12 protein-coding genes are annotated in these 19459 nt (G+C 50.7%); 11 read left to right on the top strand and 1 reads right to left on the bottom strand.

The window, feature by feature from the left end; genetic code table 11:
• Nucleotides 1-4: 4 nt before the first annotated feature.
• Entirely contained in the window at nucleotides 5-1588 is a 1584-nt protein-coding gene (locus IC230_RS00135; RefSeq protein WP_191036934.1) for a hybrid sensor histidine kinase/response regulator, read from the bottom strand.
• A gap of 487 nt (nucleotides 1589-2075) precedes the next feature.
• Between IC230_RS00135 and IC230_RS00130 the strand changes: the two genes are divergently transcribed.
• The 11 genes from IC230_RS00130 to IC230_RS00080 all read left to right on the top strand — a co-directional run bounded on the left by IC230_RS00130 (nucleotide 2076) and on the right by IC230_RS00080 (nucleotide 19432).
• Entirely contained in the window at nucleotides 2076-5303 is a 3228-nt protein-coding gene (locus tag IC230_RS00130; protein ID WP_191036933.1) for a SusC/RagA family TonB-linked outer membrane protein, read from the top strand.
• 20 nt (nucleotides 5304-5323) lie between these two features.
• Nucleotides 5324-6874: a RagB/SusD family nutrient uptake outer membrane protein gene (locus tag IC230_RS00125; protein ID WP_191036932.1), complete on the top strand. Its 1551-nt coding sequence runs from the start codon at nucleotides 5324-5326 to the stop codon at nucleotides 6872-6874.
• Between the two features lie 79 nt (nucleotides 6875-6953).
• Nucleotides 6954-8675: a GH39 family glycosyl hydrolase gene (locus IC230_RS00120; protein ID WP_191036931.1), complete on the top strand. Its 1722-nt coding sequence runs from the start codon at nucleotides 6954-6956 to the stop codon at nucleotides 8673-8675.
• Between the two features lie 154 nt (nucleotides 8676-8829).
• On the top strand, nucleotides 8830-9390 hold the full coding sequence (locus IC230_RS00115) for a helix-turn-helix domain-containing protein (protein WP_191036930.1): 561 nt from the start codon (nucleotides 8830-8832) through the stop codon (nucleotides 9388-9390).
• Between the two features lie 14 nt (nucleotides 9391-9404).
• Entirely contained in the window at nucleotides 9405-10574 is a 1170-nt protein-coding gene (locus IC230_RS00110) for an enolase C-terminal domain-like protein (RefSeq protein WP_191036929.1), read from the top strand.
• A 20-nt stretch (nucleotides 10575-10594) separates the two neighbouring features.
• The gene (locus tag IC230_RS00105; protein WP_191036928.1) at nucleotides 10595-11386 is read left to right on the top strand and encodes an SDR family NAD(P)-dependent oxidoreductase; all 792 of its coding nucleotides are present in this window, start codon (nucleotides 10595-10597) and stop codon (nucleotides 11384-11386) included.
• Nucleotides 11387-11421: 35 nt separating this feature from the next.
• Nucleotides 11422-12429, top strand: a complete 1008-nt coding sequence (gene araD1 / locus IC230_RS00100) for an AraD1 family protein (protein WP_191036927.1) — start codon at nucleotides 11422-11424, stop codon at nucleotides 12427-12429.
• A 114-nt stretch (nucleotides 12430-12543) separates the two neighbouring features.
• The gene (locus IC230_RS00095) at nucleotides 12544-13851 is read left to right on the top strand and encodes an MFS transporter (RefSeq protein ID WP_191036926.1); all 1308 of its coding nucleotides are present in this window, start codon (nucleotides 12544-12546) and stop codon (nucleotides 13849-13851) included.
• A 377-nt stretch (nucleotides 13852-14228) separates the two neighbouring features.
• Nucleotides 14229-14897 (top strand): RNA polymerase sigma-70 factor, encoded by a 669-nt coding sequence (locus IC230_RS00090; protein WP_191036925.1) that lies wholly within the window; start codon nucleotides 14229-14231, stop codon nucleotides 14895-14897.
• A 10-nt stretch (nucleotides 14898-14907) separates the two neighbouring features.
• Nucleotides 14908-15921 carry a FecR family protein gene (locus tag IC230_RS00085; protein ID WP_191036924.1) on the top strand — a complete coding sequence of 338 codons (1014 nt, stop codon included), beginning with the start codon at nucleotides 14908-14910 and terminating at the stop codon, nucleotides 15919-15921.
• Between the two features lie 31 nt (nucleotides 15922-15952).
• On the top strand, nucleotides 15953-19432 hold the full coding sequence (locus IC230_RS00080) for a SusC/RagA family TonB-linked outer membrane protein (RefSeq protein ID WP_191036923.1): 3480 nt from the start codon (nucleotides 15953-15955) through the stop codon (nucleotides 19430-19432).
• The last annotated feature ends 27 nt before the right edge of the window (nucleotides 19433-19459 follow it).

Below are 19459 nucleotides of genomic sequence, written 5' to 3'. Positions count from 1 at the left end.
TTCGTTAAATAGCGGAAAGTGGATCGACTTGTTTGATCGGCAGAACAAGAATAAAGCGGGCGCCTTTACCGGGGCGGCTCTGGGCCGAAATCAATCCATAGTGTTTATCAATATTCTTTTTAGCAATCGCCAGACCAATACCGGTTCCCTCGTAGCTGGAACGGTTGTGCAGGCGTTGAAAAATAACGAAAATACGGTCCAGGAATTTTTCGTCAAACCCGATGCCATTGTCCTGCACGACGATTCGACAGAACGTGCCGTTAGGTGACGGATGTGCATCAATCGCCTTTGTGTCAATACGTTCGGCTTCTATGCTGATAATGGGCGGTACGTTCTCCCGGGCAAACTTGAGCGCATTGCTAAGTAAATTCTGGAATACCTGACGGATGCGGGTGGCAATGGCATCAATGATGGGTAGATCGCCGATCTGCACAACGGCCCCTTTCTGGAGTAAAGATTCGTCATAGTCAAGCAACAGACCTTTCAGCAGGGCATTTAGATCTGTAGCTTCAAACGGTTCGGGCACTGACAGTTGTGAATACGTCAGCAGGTCTTTGATCAGCGCCGACATCCGCGCCGACGACCGAATGGATCGATCCAGGTAAGATATAGCTTCCGGGTTGTCGTTGAGGTATTTTTCCTTAACGGTATCGTTAAGCAGCTGAATTTTTCGCAGTGGCTCTTTCAAATCGTGCGAAACCACCCAGGCAAATTGCTGCAATTCGTGATTAGTCCGCTCTAGTTCTTCATTTTTCAGCAGGAGTTCACGGGTCCTTTGTTCAACTTGTTGCTCCAGCACTTCTGTAGCTTGTTTTTGAGAATGAATGTCGGTGAACGTACCAATCCAGCGAGTTACCACATCCTGCTGTCGAAGGGGTAGAATACGTAGCAGATGGTAACGGTACTCGCCCGTCGCCAACTCTTTTAAACGTGCCTCACCGGTGAATTCTGTATTGGTTGACAGGGCTTGCTTCCACGCTTCGTAGAGGGTGTCCGTTGGGTGAGTCTCCGGAAACGAAGTAGACGTAGTGGCATAGTGATACCAGTGTTCATTGACGTATTCAAGCTGACCGGAGGGCGTCGTGGTAAACGCTATCTGAGGCAGCGTAGCTAACAAAGTCTGCAGTTGCTCAACCTGGCTGGCCAGCGCATCCTGTGCTTGTTTACGAATCTCGACTTCCTGACGTAGTGAATGTTGTGTGGCCCGGAGTTCCTGCTGTTGCTCATAAAGTCGATGAAGCGTTTTAACTTTCAACACCAGAATGTCAGGGTCGACGGGTTTGGTCAGGTAGTCGACTCCGCCACTGGTATAGCCTTTTGTAACGAATTTTTTTTCGGTATTCACCGCCGACAGGAAGATAATCGACGTATCGCGGGCTTTACTGAAACCGGCAATGGCATTGGCCACTTCAAAGCCGTCCATGTCCGGCATTTGTACGTCCAGAATAATGACAGAATAAGCCGAATTGAGGACTTTACGAAGAGCCGCTTCACCGGATTCGGCCGTATCGACCACAAAACGATGCAGTTCAAGAATCTTTTTTAAAGGAAGAATATTTTCCGGCCTGTCATCAACAAGAAGAATCATGTACGGCTGTTTGTTTAACGTCAAGTAAGAGGAAGATGTGAACGAATCTTAGCCCGTCAGGCAGATTTATCAAAAAAACTATAGGACAGGTATAATCGTCTGAATCTGGGTGTGAAGATAAAGGAGGAAGACATGTGCTTCCAAGTAGACGATCCTGAAGTCTACCATATTATCATGTATACTACTGGTAGTTATGTCAAAACCAGTCAATTGACCTCACTCAAACGGACGAACGTTTAGATCGTATGCAGCCAGCGTAAACGGATGAACAGATAGAAAAAAGCTATTAACGATGGGGATAGACAAGCTGTATACCTTCTAAAGTATAATTATTAATAAAAATATTCAAAAATACTTGACTTCTTAAAATCGGCTTATACCTTTGCATTCAACATTGTTGAATAAATAGAAACTTTGTTATCCTTAACTTGAAATCTATAGGTATTCACTAAATACCTAAACCCTAAATCCCAAAACCTAGCATACCATGATTAAAGCTGTCCGAAATCCGCACAGGGATTTTGCAAGATTCCTATGTGCTCTTCAGTCCGTGGCGTTCCTGTTTCTAGGCGCCGGGGGAACCTACGCAGCCGTCCCGGTTAAATGGACTAGATCGGCAACGAGCAAGCAGACCGCGATGGTGGGTCAGCGGTCAGAACGAACGACTGGCAACGTATCGAATCAGATTGAAAAAACCGTTACCGGCCGAGTGACAGACGAAAATGACCAGCCCATGCCTGGCGTCAGTATCGTCGTAAAAGGCACCACAACAGGAACGGCCAGTCGGGCTGATGGTACGTATGAGCTACCGGTAAAAGATGGAGCGGTTGCGCTTGTTTTCTCGTTCATGGGCTACATCGCTCACGAAGTAGCCGTAGGCAACAAAACGGTCGTTGACGTGAAGTTGCTGCCCAACGCTGAACAGCTGAAGGAAGTCGTTGTGGTTGGGTATGGTACGCAGCAAAAGAAAGATTTGACGGGGGCGGTTGGCTCCATATCAGCAAAGGATATTGAAACCTCAACGATCAACACGCCCGATAAAGCCTTACAGGGAAAAATCGCTGGCGTTCAGGTGCATACGAACTCCCACGCACCCGGCGGTGGGATTGCGGTACAGGTTCGGGGAACGGCGTCGCTGTCGGCAGGTGGTTCTCCGCTTTATGTGATCGATGGCATGCCGATCAGCAGTGGGGCGCAAACAAGCGCGAGTACGGATGCCGGTTCGTTCGGTGGAGCACCTAACCCGCTAAATTCGATTGATCCGTCAGATATTGAGTCGGTTCAGGTTCTTAAAGATGCCTCGGCAACAGCCATTTACGGATCACGAGCGGCCAACGGCGTTGTGCTGATCAGCACCAAGCGCGGCAAGGCCAATCAGCATAATGTCGATTTCGACGTATCAATGGGCGTGCAGCAGGCTCGTCGTAAACTTCCGTTCCTGAGCGCACAGCAGTGGGCGCAGCAGGCCAACGAACGCGCTACGTTGCTCAGTCGGCCACCTACCTATACGGATGCGCAGGTAGCGGCTTTCGGGCAGGGGACCAACTGGCAGAATGAAGTGTTTCAGAATGCTCCCCGGCAGGCGTATAAACTGGCGTTTTCGGGTGGTGGACAGAATCTTCGGTACTTGATTGGGGGCAATTATACCAACCAGGAGGGTATTTTGCCGGGCTCCAGTTTCAAGCGCTACGGCACGACCATTAACCTCGATGCCGATATCAGCAAACGACTTCGCGTTGGCGAAAGTCTGCTCTTCAGCGTAACGGACCAGTACACCGTTCCAACCGATACGAAGGGCTACGAAGGTATTTCGAACGTCATCAACGCCATTTATCAGGCTCCGCCGACGATTCCAGCCCGTGACAGTCTTGGAGTGCCGAACAACTTACGCAACTTCCCGTTGGGCAGTGGCCTGGAAAACCCGCTCACTATGACGGAGCAGTACAAGCAGTTAAGTAATACGTTACGTCTCATTGGGACGGCTTACGCGAATTACAACATCATGGATGGGCTGGACTTAGACATTCGGATCGGGGCCGATATACGCGACTGGCGCTATCACGAATACTACCCCATTGGCTCCGAAGCAGCCGCGGGTGCCAGCGGAAAAGCCCGTCAGATTTCGATTCGAAACCTGAACGTCAGCAACTCCAATACGCTAACCTATACGAAAACGATCAATAGTCTACACAAGCTGAAAGTATTGGGTGGGTTTACGTATCAGCGGGAGAAAAACGAAACGATGGATGCGTCTTCGTTTGGTTTCCCCAGCGATATATTTCAGTACTATAACCTGGGCTTAGGCAGCAGTCCGCAAACACCGGGTAGCAATCAGAATGAGTGGACGCTGATCTCGTATCTGGGTCGGGTCAATTACACGTTCAACGATAAGTATTTGTTAACGGCTTCCATCCGCGCTGACGGCGATTCCAAATTCGGGGTTAACAACAAATACGGTATTTTTCCGTCGGTGGCGTTTGCCTGGCAATTGGGCGATGAACCGTTTATCCGCAATCTGGGCTTTTTCGATCAGTTAAAACTACGGACCAGTTTTGGCCGAACCGGTAACGAATCCATCGGCGTATATAGGTCACTGTCACTGCTCGGAACGGCCTTTGGTACCCGTAGCTCGTACATCTTTAACGGCTCAAAGGTGCCCATTGCCTATCCGAATAACATTCCCAATCCGGATCTGAGCTGGGAAAAAACGCAGGAGTATAACCTGGGTATTGATTTCGCGATACTCAAAAACCGGCTCAGCGTTTCGGTCGATGCCTACTACAAGAAAACCACCGATTTGCTGCTCGATGTCCCGATCTCTTCTCAGACGGGTTTCAGCAGCGTACTGAAAAACACGGGATCTATGCTCAACCAGGGGATTGAAATCGGTATCAACAGCACGAACCTGGCCGGTAAGCTCGGCTGGACGACCAATTTCAATATTGCCTCTAACCACAACGAGATTCTGTCGCTCGGTGGCGCACCGTATCAATACACCGGCTGGGTTGGCGGTGGGAACGTAACGCCCCATGATAAGAACACGGCCCGTCTGGAGCCAGGCCATTCGGTGGGCGAATTCTATGGTTCGATTTATGAGGGTATCTGGAAGTCGCAGGAAGAAATCAAACAGGTCGGAACCATGCCAGCGGCCAAACCCGGCGACATTCGCTACAAAGACGTGAACGGCGACGGTACGTATAACACGGAAAGCGATGACGTGTTTCTGGGGAATCCAAACCCGAAATTCAATTTCGGACTGACCAATGATGTTACGTATGGACCGTTCAGCCTGCATATTTTCCTGTACGGCGAATACGGAAACTCGGTACTCAATCTGGCCAAACAACAGTGGTTATTGGATGGGTTGGGTGTTTCGGCCATGCGCCTGGATCGCTGGTCGCCCACGAATCCGAACGGAATTTATCCGGGTGCCGGAGCCTCAAATCCACAGCGTGTCAGCTCGATCATGGTAGAAGATGGGTCGTTCCTGCGGGTTCAAACCATCGCACTCACCTACAGAATCCCGCAGTTCACCAAGTTCATCAAAAACGCCCGGATTGGCATTGGCGTCGATAACCTGGCGGTGCTGACCAAGTACACGGGCTACGATCCTGAACTGAATTCGTACGGTTCGAGCAATACGACCAAAGGGATGGACCGGTACGGGTATCCATCGGCTCGTACGTTCCGCCTTGATCTCAAACTAGGTTTTTAATTCCTAAACCGACCTTTTCCATGATTACCTTACCGAAACTCAATAAAATCGCATCCGTCTGTGTGGCGCTGCTGCTAACCGCCAGTACAGGCTGTCAGGACATATTAGACGAAAAAGTGTACAGCCAGGTTGCTGTTGATGCCTTCTATAAAACCAGCGATCAGGCCCAGCTAGCCCTGAACGGTGTGTATGGGCGACTTTGGGACGATACGTATCGCGATGGCCAATGGGTAACCCTGGGCGACGTAACGGCAGGGACGCTGATTGGGGGCGGTTCGGCCAACGGCTCCGGCGACCGGTCGGGCGTTACCAACGATTTCAATACGTTCTCCTGGACATCCGACGCGCTCGAACTGTCAACCGCCTGGGATTATTTTTATGCCGCCATTAACCGGGCGAACGTACTGATCGATAAACTGGCCGTGTCGTCCATTCCAAACAAGACAAAGCTGGACGGCGAAGCCCGGTTTTTACGGGCGCTGTTTTACTTCAATCTGGTACGTATATTCGGGGGCGTTCCCTTGCAAACCCAGGGCACTACCGATCTGAGCGAAGTCAGTAAACCACGTAATACCGCTGAGGAAGTCTACGCCTTCATTGTCAAAGATCTGGAAACTGCCGCCAGTGAACTGAGTCCGTATAGCGAAAGCGATCACACCGCCGGGAAAGCCACGTCATTAGGTGCTACGTCTCTGTTAGCGAAGGTCTATCTGCAACAGCGCCAATGGCAGAAAGCAGCCACCGAAGCAAAGAAAGTGATCGATTCAAAAGTGTTCGATCTGCTGCCGGATTACGAAAACATCGTGAACCCCGATTATCGAAACGGCAAAGAAATGATTTTTGCCATTCAGCACGGCGGCAACGCCAACAGTACGTCGCAGCTGTATCAAACCCGGATGATTTACCTGTTCGGACCTCCGGCCATGTCTCTGGCGAACGGCACCAGCGTTCAGTTTCATTTGTTGAAAGATCTGGTCATTTTTCAGGTACGCAAGGAGTTCTTCGCCAGTACCCCCGATACGTATCGAAAATGGTGGTCGGTGCGGGATAAGATGCCGTACTATTACAAAAATGGCATCAAGGAATTAGTGCGTGATACGGTGAAGATGTATGCGCCGTTCCTAACCAAATTCAATCGGGTCGATTTCTCGACGGGCATTCTTCGGGAAGGTGTTGATTACCCGCTGATTCGCTATGCCGACGTATTGCTTACGTACGCTGAAGCGATCAACGAGGCCGGCAGCCCCACGGCTGACGCCTTCGCAGCCATCAACAAAGTGCGGCAACGCGCCCGGGCGGTAGGAACGGCCAATGTACAGCCAGCCAGTCTTTATCCCGATCTTGCTGGATTGAATCAGGCCCAGTTCCGCGATGCCCTGCTGACCGAACGTGCCCGTGAATTTGTGGGCGAGGGGCATTACCGCTGGGATTTACTCCGGCACGATCGCCTGATTACGAACGCGAAACAACTGGGCATTACGGCGGCTGCCGATAAGCACGTACTGTTCCCGATTCCAGCCCTTCAGTTGAGTCGCAACACGGCGCTTAAACAAAATCCCGGGTATAATTAAGGGTTGTCGTGTCTTATGAGAACGGCCTGATCATTCCTGTTGACTAACGTATTCAATCATTTCTTATCCTTTTTATTCCATGAATCAACGTAAGCCGAATTTGTGGCGAACATTAGCGACACTGGGGGCTGGTGCGCTTAGCTTCCTGCCCGCTACCTACAGTCTGGCACAGGTTAGCGAAGAAAAACCTGTTGCCATTCAGGTTGACTTAACCAAAGATAAAGGTCCCTTAAAGCCGATCTGGGCCTGGTTTGGCTACGATGAGCCGAACTACACCTACATGAAAGATGGGAAGAAACTACTGACCGAAATCTCTAAACTGAGCAAGGTTCCCGTTTACGTTCGGGTGCACAGTCTGCTGGTAACGGGCGACGGAGAAGCCGCTCTCAAATGGGGTTCCACCAATGCCTACACCGAAGATGCCAACGGAAAACCGATCTACAACTGGACCATTGTCGATAAAATTTTCGATACGTTCATCGAGCGGGGCATGAAGCCCATTGCTCAGATTGGATTCATGCCGGAAGCCATGTCAACCAACCCGCAGCCGTATAAGCATAAGTGGGACCCTAGTCAGAAGGGTTATGATATTTTTACCGGTTGGGCTTATCCCCCGAAAGATTATACCAAGTGGGCCGAACTGGTTCATCAATGGGTCAAACACTCGGTTCAGAAATACGGTCAGAAAGAAGTGGAAAGCTGGTATTGGGAGCTTTGGAACGAACCTGACATCCCGTACTGGAAAGGCACAACCGAAGAATATATCAAACTATACGACTATACAGCCGATGCCGTCAAACGGGCGTTACCGACGGCTCGTATCGGAGGACCCGAAGTAACGGGTCCCGGCAGCGAAAAATCGCAGAAATTTTTCAAAGCGTTTATGGAGCACGTTGTGAACGGGAAGAATTATGTCACGGGGAAAACGGGGACTCCGATTGATTTCATTACGTTTCACGCCAAAGGTGCGCCTAAAGTAGTGGATGGTCACGTCCAGATGAACGTAGGAAAGCAGTTGCGCGATATCGACAAAGGGTTTGAAATTGTTGCCTCGTACCCCAGCCTGAAACACCTGCCGATTATCATTGGTGAGTCGGACCCAGAGGGCTGTGCCGCTTGTTCGGAGGACTTCAATCCGCAAAATGCCTACCGGAATGGTACCATGTATTCCAGTTACACGGCGGCTTCGTTTGCCCGGAAATACGACCTGGCGCAGTCGCGTGGGGTGAACCTGGCGGGGGCCGTTACGTGGGCGTTTGAATTCGAGAATCAACCCTGGTTTCGGGGATTTCGGGATCTGGCAACCAACGGCGTCGACAAACCGGTGCTGAACGTATTTCGCATGTTTGGTATGATGCCTACCAATCGGGTCGAGGTTAAAAACGGGTTGGCTTACGATTACGCCCGGTTACGGGATGAGAGTGTGCGGGCAGAGGCTGATGTTAATGCGCTGGCCTCGAAAGATGCCAAGTCCGCAGCGGTGATGGTCTGGAATTACCACGATGACAACGTACCAAGCCCGGATGCGCCCGTTTCGCTTCGGCTGAATGGATTGCCGAACAAAACCGTTACGTTGCACCATTACCGGATTGATCAGAAGTTCAGTAATTCCTATGAAGCCTGGAAGAAAATGGGATCGCCCAAAACACCGACTGCCGAACAGATCGCTCAGCTCGAAAAAGCGGGTCAGTTGCAGCAGCTCTCGGCTCCGGAACGGGTTCAGGTAACGAAGGGCGAGGCTATTCTGAACTTTACGCTACCCCGGCAAGGCGTATCGCTGCTCAAATTAAGCTGGGATTAACAGGTACCACGGGTTTTAACCCGTTTAGGACGTGACTTAAAAAACGGGTTAAAACCCATGGTACCACTGAAGTTTAACCGGCTTTCTTAAAACGTGTCTCTTGAAATTTATCTACTTTCGTTCAACAATATTGAACACCAGTAAACAAAGAAAGATGATTTCAATCGAGAATAACGGCACCAATTTAAATCTGGGTGATCGGATTAAAATCCTGCGGATCAATCAGAATCGGACCCTTCAGGAAATCGCGGATGCCAGCGAATTGTCTAAAAGCATGATCTCAAAAATTGAGAACAACAAGACCGTACCGTCGGTCGCGGCTTTGGTCAAAATCGCCAACACGCTGGGTACCACGATTTCCAATTTGCTTGAACATGATGGCTGGCTGAACGCCATTGTTACGTCCCGCCAGAAAGCCGAAGACAGTTTAACGCAGACGGATAAAGGGTATTCGATTTACCCGTATGCATCGGAATACCATGAGAAGAAAATGCAGCCGTTTCTGTTCGTGGGCAAAAAAGGCGAAGTCAAACCGCATGAGCTATCCCACGAGGGCGAAGAATTTATCTACGTCATTCGGGGACAGATGAAAATGCAGGTTGGCGAGGTCGAATATCAACTCAAAGAAGGTGACAGCCTTTATTTTAACTCCTCGCTGAAGCACGGGATTCTACCCACTTCCGACGAGGTGGCTTACTTAGACATTTTCGTTTAACGCTAATTAATACCATGAAAATTCGTGCCGTCAGGACCAAACTTTACCAATGGCAGGGGCCGGTAAAAACCAGCGATACCATCTTCGCAACGCCCCTTAGCCCGCTCCATTTTCAAAACGATTCTCAGGCCGCTTTTCGGTTTTTCAGCTGGCTGGTCGTCGAAATAGAAACGGACGAGGGCCATATCGGCATTGGTAATGCGGGCCTGGCGCCCGACGTAACCAAGAAAATAATCGATACCAAACTGGCGTCGCTTCTGATTGGCGAAAATCCGCTGAATACGGAATACCTGTTCGAAAAAATGTACCGCTCGACGGTTGCCTACGGTCGAAAAGGAGCGGTCATTGCAGCCATCAGTGCGCTGGACATTGCTTTGTGGGACATTAAAGGATTGGCGTTCAACCAACCCGTATTTATGTTATTGGGTGGACGTACCCGGCCGCACATCGAGACGTATTACAGCCGGTTGTATACCCGCGATCTGGATAGTTTACAGTCCGAAGCAGCTCATTACAAAGCCGAAGGGTTTACGGGGATGAAGCTACGTTGCGGCTATCCGCTGACGGAAGGATTGACGGGGATGAAGAAGAATGCCGAAATGGTCCGGGTCGTGCGCGAAACGGTTGGCGACGATGTGAATATCATGCTGGAAGCCTACATGGGTTTCAATTTTTCTTACGCCAAACAGTTGCTGAAATTGCTGGAACCGTACAATCTGCGCTGGGCGGAGGAACTGCTGCTGCCCGACGAGATTCACAATTTCGCCAAGCTCAAACAGTACACCGACATTCCGCTATCGGGAGGGGAGCACGAATATACCCGTTATGGTTTTCACGATCTGTTGCAGACGGGCGCTCTCGACATTTTTCAGTTCGATACCAACCGGGTTGGCGGCTTTACTGAAGCGCAGAAAATCTGCAACATGGCCCTGACGCATGGCGTCGAAGTGATTCCGCACGGCGGACAGATGCACAATTTGCACGTCGTGATGAGTTCGTTTGCCTGCCCGATGGCCGAGTATTTTCCTCAGACCGAAATTGAAGTCGGCAACGAAATGTTCTGGTACATTTTCGACGGCGAAGCCATTGCCGAAAACGGAAAACTCCAGCTCGACGATACCAAACCGGGCATGGGTCTGACGCTGAAAACTGAAGGACTCGAACACTTTACCATCATCGAATAAATAACCTGACTGAACGTATTATGGAACAAATTTCGGTGGAACGTAGCATTTTAGACCTGTTCAAGTTGCACGGCCAAACGGCGCTGGTGATAGGTGGGAACCGTGGGCTTGGTTTGGCCATGGCCCAGGGATTGGCGGAAGCAGGAGCCAATATTGTAATTGCGGCCCGCGATGAAGCGACCAACCAGCAATCTGAAGAAGCGATCAAATCGGCTTATGGCGTTGATTGTATCAGCACCATTTGCGACGTAACGGCGGAAAAAAGCGTCAAATCGGCTGTAAGACAAACCGTTGATCAGTTCGGGAAAGTGGATATTCTGATCAACTCCGCTGGTATCAACATTCGGGGAGCCATTGAAGATCTATCCCTTGATGACTTTACGAAAGTGCAGCAGGTCAACGTAACGGGCACGTGGCTGGCCTGCCGCGAAGTGATTCCGGTGATGAAGCAGCACGGTTACGGTCGGATCATTAACATTGGCTCGATGCTGGCGTTGACGGCCATTCCTGACCGCACGCCCTACGCCACCAGCAAAGGCGCGATTCTGCAACTGACCCGTTCGCTGGCCATGGAAGTGGCTAAAGAAGGCATTACGGTCAATGCGATCCTGCCTGGTCCTTTCGCAACGGACCTGAACCTGCCGTTGCTCAATGACCCCGAGAAATACCAGGCGTTTATCGCCAAAATTCCGATGGGTCGCTGGGGCGAACTGCACGAGATTAGCGGCATTGCGCTCTATCTGGCCAGTCGCGCGTCTAGCTACGTAACAGGCTCCTGCTTCTCGGTTGACGGCGGTTGGGTAACTCAATAGCTGGAATTTAGTATCCCTAAACCCTACCTAACTTCATGGAAACGACACGATTAGTGCAACTGTCGGATGCTTCTCAGCAACGGCGGGTTGCACTGGTGCAGGAACCGTTGTTGCGATTTTTGCAAAACACTACGTCGATATACGCGCTTGCAATCGAAGCAATTCAGTTAAAACAGCCACTTACTGATCTCATTCAGAGTTGTTTGTCGGAGGAGACGATTGAGTATCAGTCGGTGTACGACGGCCAAAGTCCCTGGCAACTACTTCCCGCTTTTGATCACCCCGGAGGACCCTTCGGCTGTATGGTGTCGGGAACGGGACTGACCCACAAAAATAGCGCCTTGAACCGGCAGATGATGCACCAGTCGACGGTTGAAAAGCCAACCGACAGCATGCAGATGTATCAGTGGGGTGTCGAAGGAGGATCGCCGGTAGCGGGTACTATCGGCGTTCAGCCCGAGTGGTTTTACAAAGGAAATGGCGCGATTCTGCGAGCACACGGACAGCCGCTGGACGTACCTGAATACGCAAACGATGGGGGAGAAGAGCCCGAAGTAGCCGGTGCCTACGTAGTGGATGAGACTGGAACGCCCTGGCGAATCGGTTTTTGTACGGGGAATGAGTTCTCGGATCATGTCATGGAGAAAAAGAACTACCTCTACCTCGCGCCTTCCAAATTGCGGCAATGCGCCATTGGACCTGAACTGGTCATTACCGATGATTTCAGCGAGTGGACGGGTACGGTGAGCGTAGCGCGTGGTGCTGCGTCTGTATGGTCGTCGCCCATCCGAACGGGGGAGAAAAATATGGCGCACAGTCTGAAAAACCTGGAATACCACCATTTTAAATACGAAGCTCATCGATTACCCTTTCAGGCACATGTCCACTTTTTTGGGGCCGATGCCTTCAGCTTCGGTCAGCAGATACAGTTGCAGGATGGCGATCTGATGCGTGTTCAGTGGGATGGCCTGGGTCGAGCCCTGCAAAATCCAATAAAACTCTCTAAAGATGCTGAGCAGTTACTAACTGTGCAGGCTTTATGATCATAAAAGAACGCTGAGTTTTATGATGGTTATAATAGATTAAGATTTTATAAATCAGTACGTTAAATCTTAATAATCATAAAAATCAGCGTTCTATTTTCCTTCCTTACCTTCATGGAAAATCAGATTGGAGTATTGAACGCCGATAAGCCCCTGAAAATACGCTGGTTGATGGTAAGCCTGGCGTTTTTGGCCACTGTGCTGAACTACGTCCACCGGCTATCGTTCAACTATTTAAGTGCTGATGGTGATCTGCGGAAACTGATTCCCGATGATGCGTTTGGCTATATCGGCACTGCTTTTTTTGTGGCCTACATGCTGTCTAATGCGTTCTCCGGATTTGTGATCGACAAACTTGGAACACGCGTAGGGTATGCGTTGTGTATGGCGTTCTGGACAACGGCCGGCCTGGTTCATGCCTTCGCCAAAACACCCCTGCAATTCGGAGTCTGCCGGTTTTTGCTCGGAATTGGTGAAGCCGGAAACTGGCCTGCCGCCATTAAACTTACCAGCGAGTGGTTTCCTCCACAGGAACGTTCTACGGCATCTGGTATTTTTAACAGCGGTTCGGCACTCGGTGCAGTCATCGTTCCGCCAATGGTTGCTTATCTCGGCGTTGCGTACGGCTGGCAGGCGACTTTCATCATTCTCGCTGTTTTCGGCTACTTATGGCTGGCTATTTTCTGGTTCACCTATTACACCCCCAAACAATCAGAAGGCGAAACCAAAGCCCGGATCATTCCACCACTGAAACTGCTCAAAACCCGGTTCGTGATCATGTTCACCCTGTCCAAAACCTTCATGGACCCTATCTGGTATTTCGTTACGTTCTGGATTGGTCGGTACCTGGTGGACGTGCATCACTGGGATCTAAAACAGATTGGCTGGTACGCGACTATTCCCTTTATTATTGCTGACGTAGGTAATCTGGTGGGTGGCTATTTCACACAGTTTATCATCAAACGGGGGGTGCCGATCCCTAAAGCCCGGAAAATTGCCGTTAGCCTGGCCGGTGCAATTATGGGTGTATCTCTGTTGCTGGGGCCTCTCGTTATCACGACCCCCTTATCAGCCCTGCTGGTTTTCGGAATGGCTGGGTTTGGCTATACAGCCTATACGGCCAATTCACTAGCATTCCCCGCCGACGTAGTGCCCAAAAGTGCGGCTGCATCGGTATGGGGATTGGCCTGTGTCGGTACGGGGTTAGGCGGTGCGCTGTTCCAGTCGCTGTCGGGCGTCGTGCTGAAGACGTATTCCAGTACGTTAGGGTATGCGGCCGCTTATGATATGTTGTTTATTGGGTTCGGTGCCATGGCGCTGATTGGTTTATTGATCATGCTGCTCTTCATGGGACCCCTGGTAAAAAACAAGGAACTCCACCAATACGTCGAAGCCGATGCCGCTCCGGTTTTACAGTCTTAGTTAGCTTCCGTACTATCCGTATAACTACGTAAAAGCGTTATATCGACTATTTTCTATAAGGCACGTCTGGCCGTAAACATTCTAGTATAAGGAAGTTCCGTTTTTGTCTTTCCGACCGTCGGAAGAAATCTCAAGCTTGACTGATTGTCAAGTTGAGACTTCTTCCGACGGTCGGAAAGACAGAAATCAATTCACTTCAGTAGGGAATAAGGAGTTAAGCACGCTATACATCGTGAGTAGAATTCACTAGGGACGCTTAGCCCAATCTGAACTAAAATCTTTGCGGGATTAAAAAATTTCTGAAAATTTTTCTATTTGACTCGGGGGTAAGTGAGGGTATTTTGTCTATAAGACACAAACCCTAATGACTGTAACCAATGCAGACGGGCGCCTTCAGGAAACATCCAGAAATTTTTGTGAAACCCATGGATATGGGCCATTCCGTAGATCATCCCGCTGAAGAACCGGATGCTGAGTATTTCATCCGGCAAGCGTTTATAACCGATCCGAGCCGGGGTTGTGAGCTATTGTTCCGGGCGTACTATCGGGATTTATGCAGCACCGTCATTCGGTTTGTGTATTCGCGTCAGGTTACCGAAGATATTGTGGGTGAAGTCTTTCTGGTGTTCTGGAATAACAAAACGTATCAGACCATTACCACCTCATTTCGGGCCTATCTGTTCCGGGCTGTACGCAACCGGGCTTACAACTACTTAAAGTTTGAACTGAATCGATCGGCCTCGCTGGACCTGGTTTCCGACGAATACGAGCCGGATAGCGTGCAGCAGCCCGACCACATTCTGCAACTGGATGAACTGCTCCGGCGCATCAATGAAACGATCCGTACGCTGCCCTCTCAGGCACAGCGCGTCTTTATTATGAGTCGTTTTGAAGGGCTTTCTCACGCAGAAATTGCTCAGGAGTTGCAGATCAATCACAAAACGGTGGAAAGCCACATCACCCGGGCTTTATCGAGTCTTCGGCACCTACTTCGACAGGAGTTATACCTTCTGCTACTGACTTTATTCGGCGTTATCGGAAGCTAATTTTTACGGCATGAAAACGGCAATCAACAAAGCGCTTCTGTTCGCCCATTTCGAAGGTCGCACGACTCCTTTACAGATAGAGCTGCTACGTGAGTGGTTACAGGAGGCTGATAATCAGCAATTGTATTACGGCTGGTTACAGGAATGGGAGCAGCAAAATCCACAGATTATTTCTGACCCGGACGTAGCGTATCTGAAATTTCAGCAGCAAACAGCCGGTACGTCTCAGGCGGCTGCCACACCACGAATGCCGGTCTGGAAACAGTGGCGAATACAATCCTTCTTCATGGCGGCTTCGGTAACGGCGCTGGTCCTTACAGTAGCCTATATGACCCGAAACTACTGGGCCATGCGCACCATTGCTACGGATTATGGCGAGGTTCGGTCGGTAGTGTTGCCTGATGGGAGTTGTGTTACGTTAAATGCGAATTCGGAGTTACGGTTGTCCCGTTTTTCGTTTGGTACGCTATCGCCATCACGGGAAGTATTTTTAAAAGGCGAAGCTGAATTTGCGGTCGTTCATACACCCACTCACGATCATTTCCGGGTACACACGACGAATGACGTGGAAGTGGTTGTGCTGGGAACGGAATTTGTCGTCAATACCCGTCGGAACAATACGCGCGTTGAGTTGAATCGGGGGAAAGTTCAGCTACGGTACCCCGCTCCCGATCAGATCAGCACCCTGACGATGCGGCCTGGCGACTGGGTGAATCTGTCGGCGGGTGGACAAGCCAAACGAGGTCGTGTCGACACCAGGCAACAGCCCGCAACGACCTGGAAAAATTACGAATACAATTTTCAGCGAACGCCGATGCCCGAAATCGCTAACCTGCTGGCCGACAATTTTGGCCTGACGGTTCAGCTCGATTCGGCTTTGGCCCGCCGGAAGGTAACGGGTACTTTTCACGCCCATAACGCGGATGAGTTGGTACAGGCGCTGGTCGAGCTATTCGATATAGATGTGATTCGTGACGGAAAGACAATCCAATTGAGCGTACCCAAGTCAGGCCCAATCCAATAACTAAACCTTCTAAACCATTAAACTTTTCGCTATGAAAAAGTGGCTACTGTCCAGCTGCTGGGGGGTCTTTTTATTCTCGTTTACGACAGCTCCGGCTCAATTACTGGCTACGACGCATGCAAAAATGCCCGTTGTTTATTACGCGCAACCCAGTCAAACGATGCGGTTGCAGGATGCGCTGCTGGAACTGCAACGACTGTATCGGGTCGATATTCTTTTTGAGGAAGAAAGCATGCTACAGGTCACCGTGGCTACCAGTCTGCTTGATCGCACGGTTTCTCTGGAGAAAAATCTCCGTCAGCTACTCATTCCCAATGGATTCCGGTATAAAAAGTTGCTGACCGGAGGATACGTAGTACGTCGGGCCTTACCCATAGCGGTAGCTGATCTCCGGCAGCGTTCGTCCGCAACGACTGATCTCAGTAAGGAATTGAATGCACCCCTGACCATCGAAATGGATAAACAGGCGGATGTTGACGTAGCGAAAGCGGATCGGCTCATTACAGGTCGAACAACGGATGAAAAAGGCGAAGGGCTGCCGGGCGTCAGCATCGTCATTAAAGGGAGACAACGGGGTACTACGTCGGATAAGGATGGGAAATACTCGCTCAATGTGCCGGATAACGATGCCGTTCTGATTTTTTCGTTCGTAGGTTATCTGGCGCAGGAAGTCGCCATCGGAAACATGACAGCGGTGGACGTAACGCTTAAAGCCGATACGAAAGCCCTAGAGGAAGTCGTCGTGGTTGGGTACGGAACCCAGAAACGGAAAGACCTGACGGGGGCCGTGGGAACGATCGACAGCAAAGAAATCAAAGAGATGTCGGTAACGCGCATCGATCAGGCGCTGCTGGGAAAAGTGGCCGGGGTTCAGGTGAAGCCGGTCAGTGGTGAGCCGGGCGCTCCTCCGCAGATCCGAATCCGGGGCATTGGCAGTATTTCGGCCGGGGCGGGTCCGCTCTACGTCGTGGACGGTTTTCCAACGCAGACAATCGAGACGCTGAACCCAAACGACATCGAAAGCCTGGATATTCTGAAAGATGCGTCGGCCACGGCCATTTACGGGTCACGCGGGTCGAACGGGGTTATCATTATCAATACCAAACGCGGCCGTACCGGAAAGGCCAGCATTACGTTCGATGCGTATTACGGCTTACAGAAAGTCTCGAAAGTACCCGAATTTATGAGCGCCCGGGAACAGGCGCAGTACTTTTACGACGGAGTGAAAAACCGGAATATCGATGCGGGCTTCCCGGTAACAGGTGCCGGTAATACCTGGAATTTTAAAGTGCCGCAACTGATCCTGGACGTGCTGGAAGGTCGGAATAACACCGACGTAGAGCCACTGGACGAAGTGCTGCGCGTTGCGCCCCAGCAACAGTACCAGCTTTCGGCGACCGGCGGCAGTGAGAACGTAAAATATGCCGTGAGTGGCGAGTATTTCAATCAGGACGGGCTGATCATCAACAGCAATTTCAAGCGGTATTCGTTACGGCTTAACCTTGATGCGAAACTGTCTAACCGGTTAGCCCTGAAACTCAATTTCAATCCGTCCTTTATCGATAAAGGCAACGTCAATTCCAGTGGTGTAACCGTCGGCGCGGGTGACTTTAGCGTTATGGGAGCCGCTACGTCGGTGAATCCATTTTATCCGCTTTACGACGACAAAGGTGACTATTTCTGGTATAATGGACTCGATGCCGTCGGAAACTTCAATAACCCGGCTGCCCTGGCTAGGGAAGTAAAAGACCGGCAGCGACGGATTGGCGTATTGGGTAATGTCAGCGTTGACTATAAAATTCTGGATGAACTACGGTTCAATGTACTATTGGGCGCTACGTTGTTCAGCAGCAAAGGGTCGCGGTTTGTGCCACAACTGCCCGCTTTTTTTAACGAACCCGCTTCCGGTACCGACAACGTAGCGGCAACATACAACTGGCTGACCGAGTACACGCTGAATTACAACAAAAGCTTTGGTAACCATAACCTGACCGGATTAGCGGGTTTTACGGCCCAGCAGGAAACGGGCGAATCCAACTCCCTGACGAGCAACAAATATCCCAATAACCTGGTGCCGACCTTGAGCGCCGTGAGCGGTATCATCACCAATGGTACGTCCGATCAATACCAATGGTCGTTGATTTCGTATCTGGCGCGGGTCAATTACAACTACAACAGTAAATACTACGTAACGGCGTCGATTCGGACGGATGGCTCGTCACGGTTCGGGTCGGAAAACAAATATGGCGTGTTCCCGTCGGCGGCTTTAGCCTGGCGCCTTTCGGACGAAAATTTTCTGCGCAATATTCGGTCGATCAGTGAATTGAAACTGCGCACCAGCTACGGGAAAACCGGCAATAACAACATCGGCAATTTCGAGCAGTTCGCCACAATTAACTACCAGAAATACCCATTGGGCGAAACACCCGCTGGCGGTTTTGTGCAGGGTCGACTGCCCAATCCGCTGTTGACGTGGGAAACGCAGGAACAACTGAATGCAGGGATCGATGCCGCTTTTTTCAACAACCGGCTGCGGTTGAACATCGATTATTTCATCTCCCGAAATACCAATCTGCTGTTGAACGTCAATACGCCTGGTATCACGGGATTTAGCACGGCGCTGAAAAACATTGGTGAGGTCCGGAATACAGGCTGGGAATTTTCGGCCAGTACAGTGAATACGACAGGCCAGCTTAAATGGACTACCGATTTCAATATTTCGACCTTCAAAAACAGAGTTGTTAGGCTAGGCCCCAGCGGTGACCCGATTATCAATGGCGGCAACATTACCCAGATTGGTCAGCCGATCGGTATGTTCTACGGCTGGCTGACGGATGGAGTGTTTATGAATCAGGCCGAGGTAGACAGAGGACCCGCCTTTAGTCCCGGAACGGCTTCCCGCTCCCGGCCCGGCGATCTGCGGTTTGTCGATGTCAGCGGGGCGAACGGCAAGCCCGATGGCGTGATCAACAGTTTCGACAAAGCGATTATGGGATCGCCTTATCCGGATTTTTACTACGGCATGACGAACCGGCTTTCGTACAAAAATCTGAGTTTGAGCGTCAGCCTTCAGGGCGTATACGGTAACCAGCTCCTTAGCATCGCCCGACGATCGACGTACGCTACGCGGTCCCGTTTTCGGAATGCCGCATCGCAGAACAACTACTGGAAATCGGAGCAGGAACCGGGCGATGGCAACACGCCACGACCCAACGACGCCCCAACCGGGAACGTTCGTGGAGAGTACAGCCAGCGTTGGCTCGACACCGGTACGTATCTGCGGATCAACAACATCTCGCTTAATTATGCAGTGCCTGACAATTTCGCTCAGCGCGTAGGACTCAGTTCGCTTCGCATTTACCTGAACGCCAATAACCCATTCATTTTTACCAAGAACATGGGCTTCAATCCGGATGTCAGCAACGGCGATAACCCGCTCACACCGGGGATGGACATGAACGACTACCCACTACCGAAAAGCCTGATTCTCGGCGTAACCCTTGGTTTCTAACGACTTTTCTTCTGAACAAAACCAGAC

The organism is Spirosoma validum, from assembly GCF_014699035.1.
GTDB lineage: Bacteria > Bacteroidota > Bacteroidia > Cytophagales > Spirosomataceae > Spirosoma > Spirosoma validum.
The sequence above is the reverse complement of the archived record's forward strand: the minus strand, read 5'-3'. Positions and strand labels throughout refer to the sequence as shown.

Excerpts from the sequence above, each read along its gene's own strand:
- IC230_RS00110 (WP_191036929.1), top strand. The coding sequence starts at position 9,405 with ATGAAAATTCGTGCCGTCAGGACCAAACTTTACCAATGGCAGGGGCCG.
- IC230_RS00080 (WP_191036923.1), top strand. The coding sequence starts at position 15,953 with ATGAAAAAGTGGCTACTGTCCAGCTGCTGGGGGGTCTTTTTATTCTCG.
- IC230_RS00105 (WP_191036928.1), top strand. The coding sequence starts at position 10,595 with ATGGAACAAATTTCGGTGGAACGTAGCATTTTAGACCTGTTCAAGTTG.
- IC230_RS00130 (WP_191036933.1), top strand. The coding sequence starts at position 2,076 with ATGATTAAAGCTGTCCGAAATCCGCACAGGGATTTTGCAAGATTCCTA.
- IC230_RS00085 (WP_191036924.1), top strand. The coding sequence starts at position 14,908 with ATGAAAACGGCAATCAACAAAGCGCTTCTGTTCGCCCATTTCGAAGGT.
- IC230_RS00115 (WP_191036930.1), top strand. The coding sequence starts at position 8,830 with ATGATTTCAATCGAGAATAACGGCACCAATTTAAATCTGGGTGATCGG.
- IC230_RS00090 (WP_191036925.1), top strand. The coding sequence starts at position 14,229 with ATGCAGACGGGCGCCTTCAGGAAACATCCAGAAATTTTTGTGAAACCC.
- IC230_RS00125 (WP_191036932.1), top strand. The coding sequence starts at position 5,324 with ATGATTACCTTACCGAAACTCAATAAAATCGCATCCGTCTGTGTGGCG.
- IC230_RS00120 (WP_191036931.1), top strand. The coding sequence starts at position 6,954 with ATGAATCAACGTAAGCCGAATTTGTGGCGAACATTAGCGACACTGGGG.
- IC230_RS00095 (WP_191036926.1), top strand. The coding sequence starts at position 12,544 with ATGGAAAATCAGATTGGAGTATTGAACGCCGATAAGCCCCTGAAAATA.
- IC230_RS00135 (WP_191036934.1), bottom strand. The coding sequence starts at position 1,588 with ATGATTCTTCTTGTTGATGACAGGCCGGAAAATATTCTTCCTTTAAAA.
- araD1 (WP_191036927.1), top strand. The coding sequence starts at position 11,422 with ATGGAAACGACACGATTAGTGCAACTGTCGGATGCTTCTCAGCAACGG.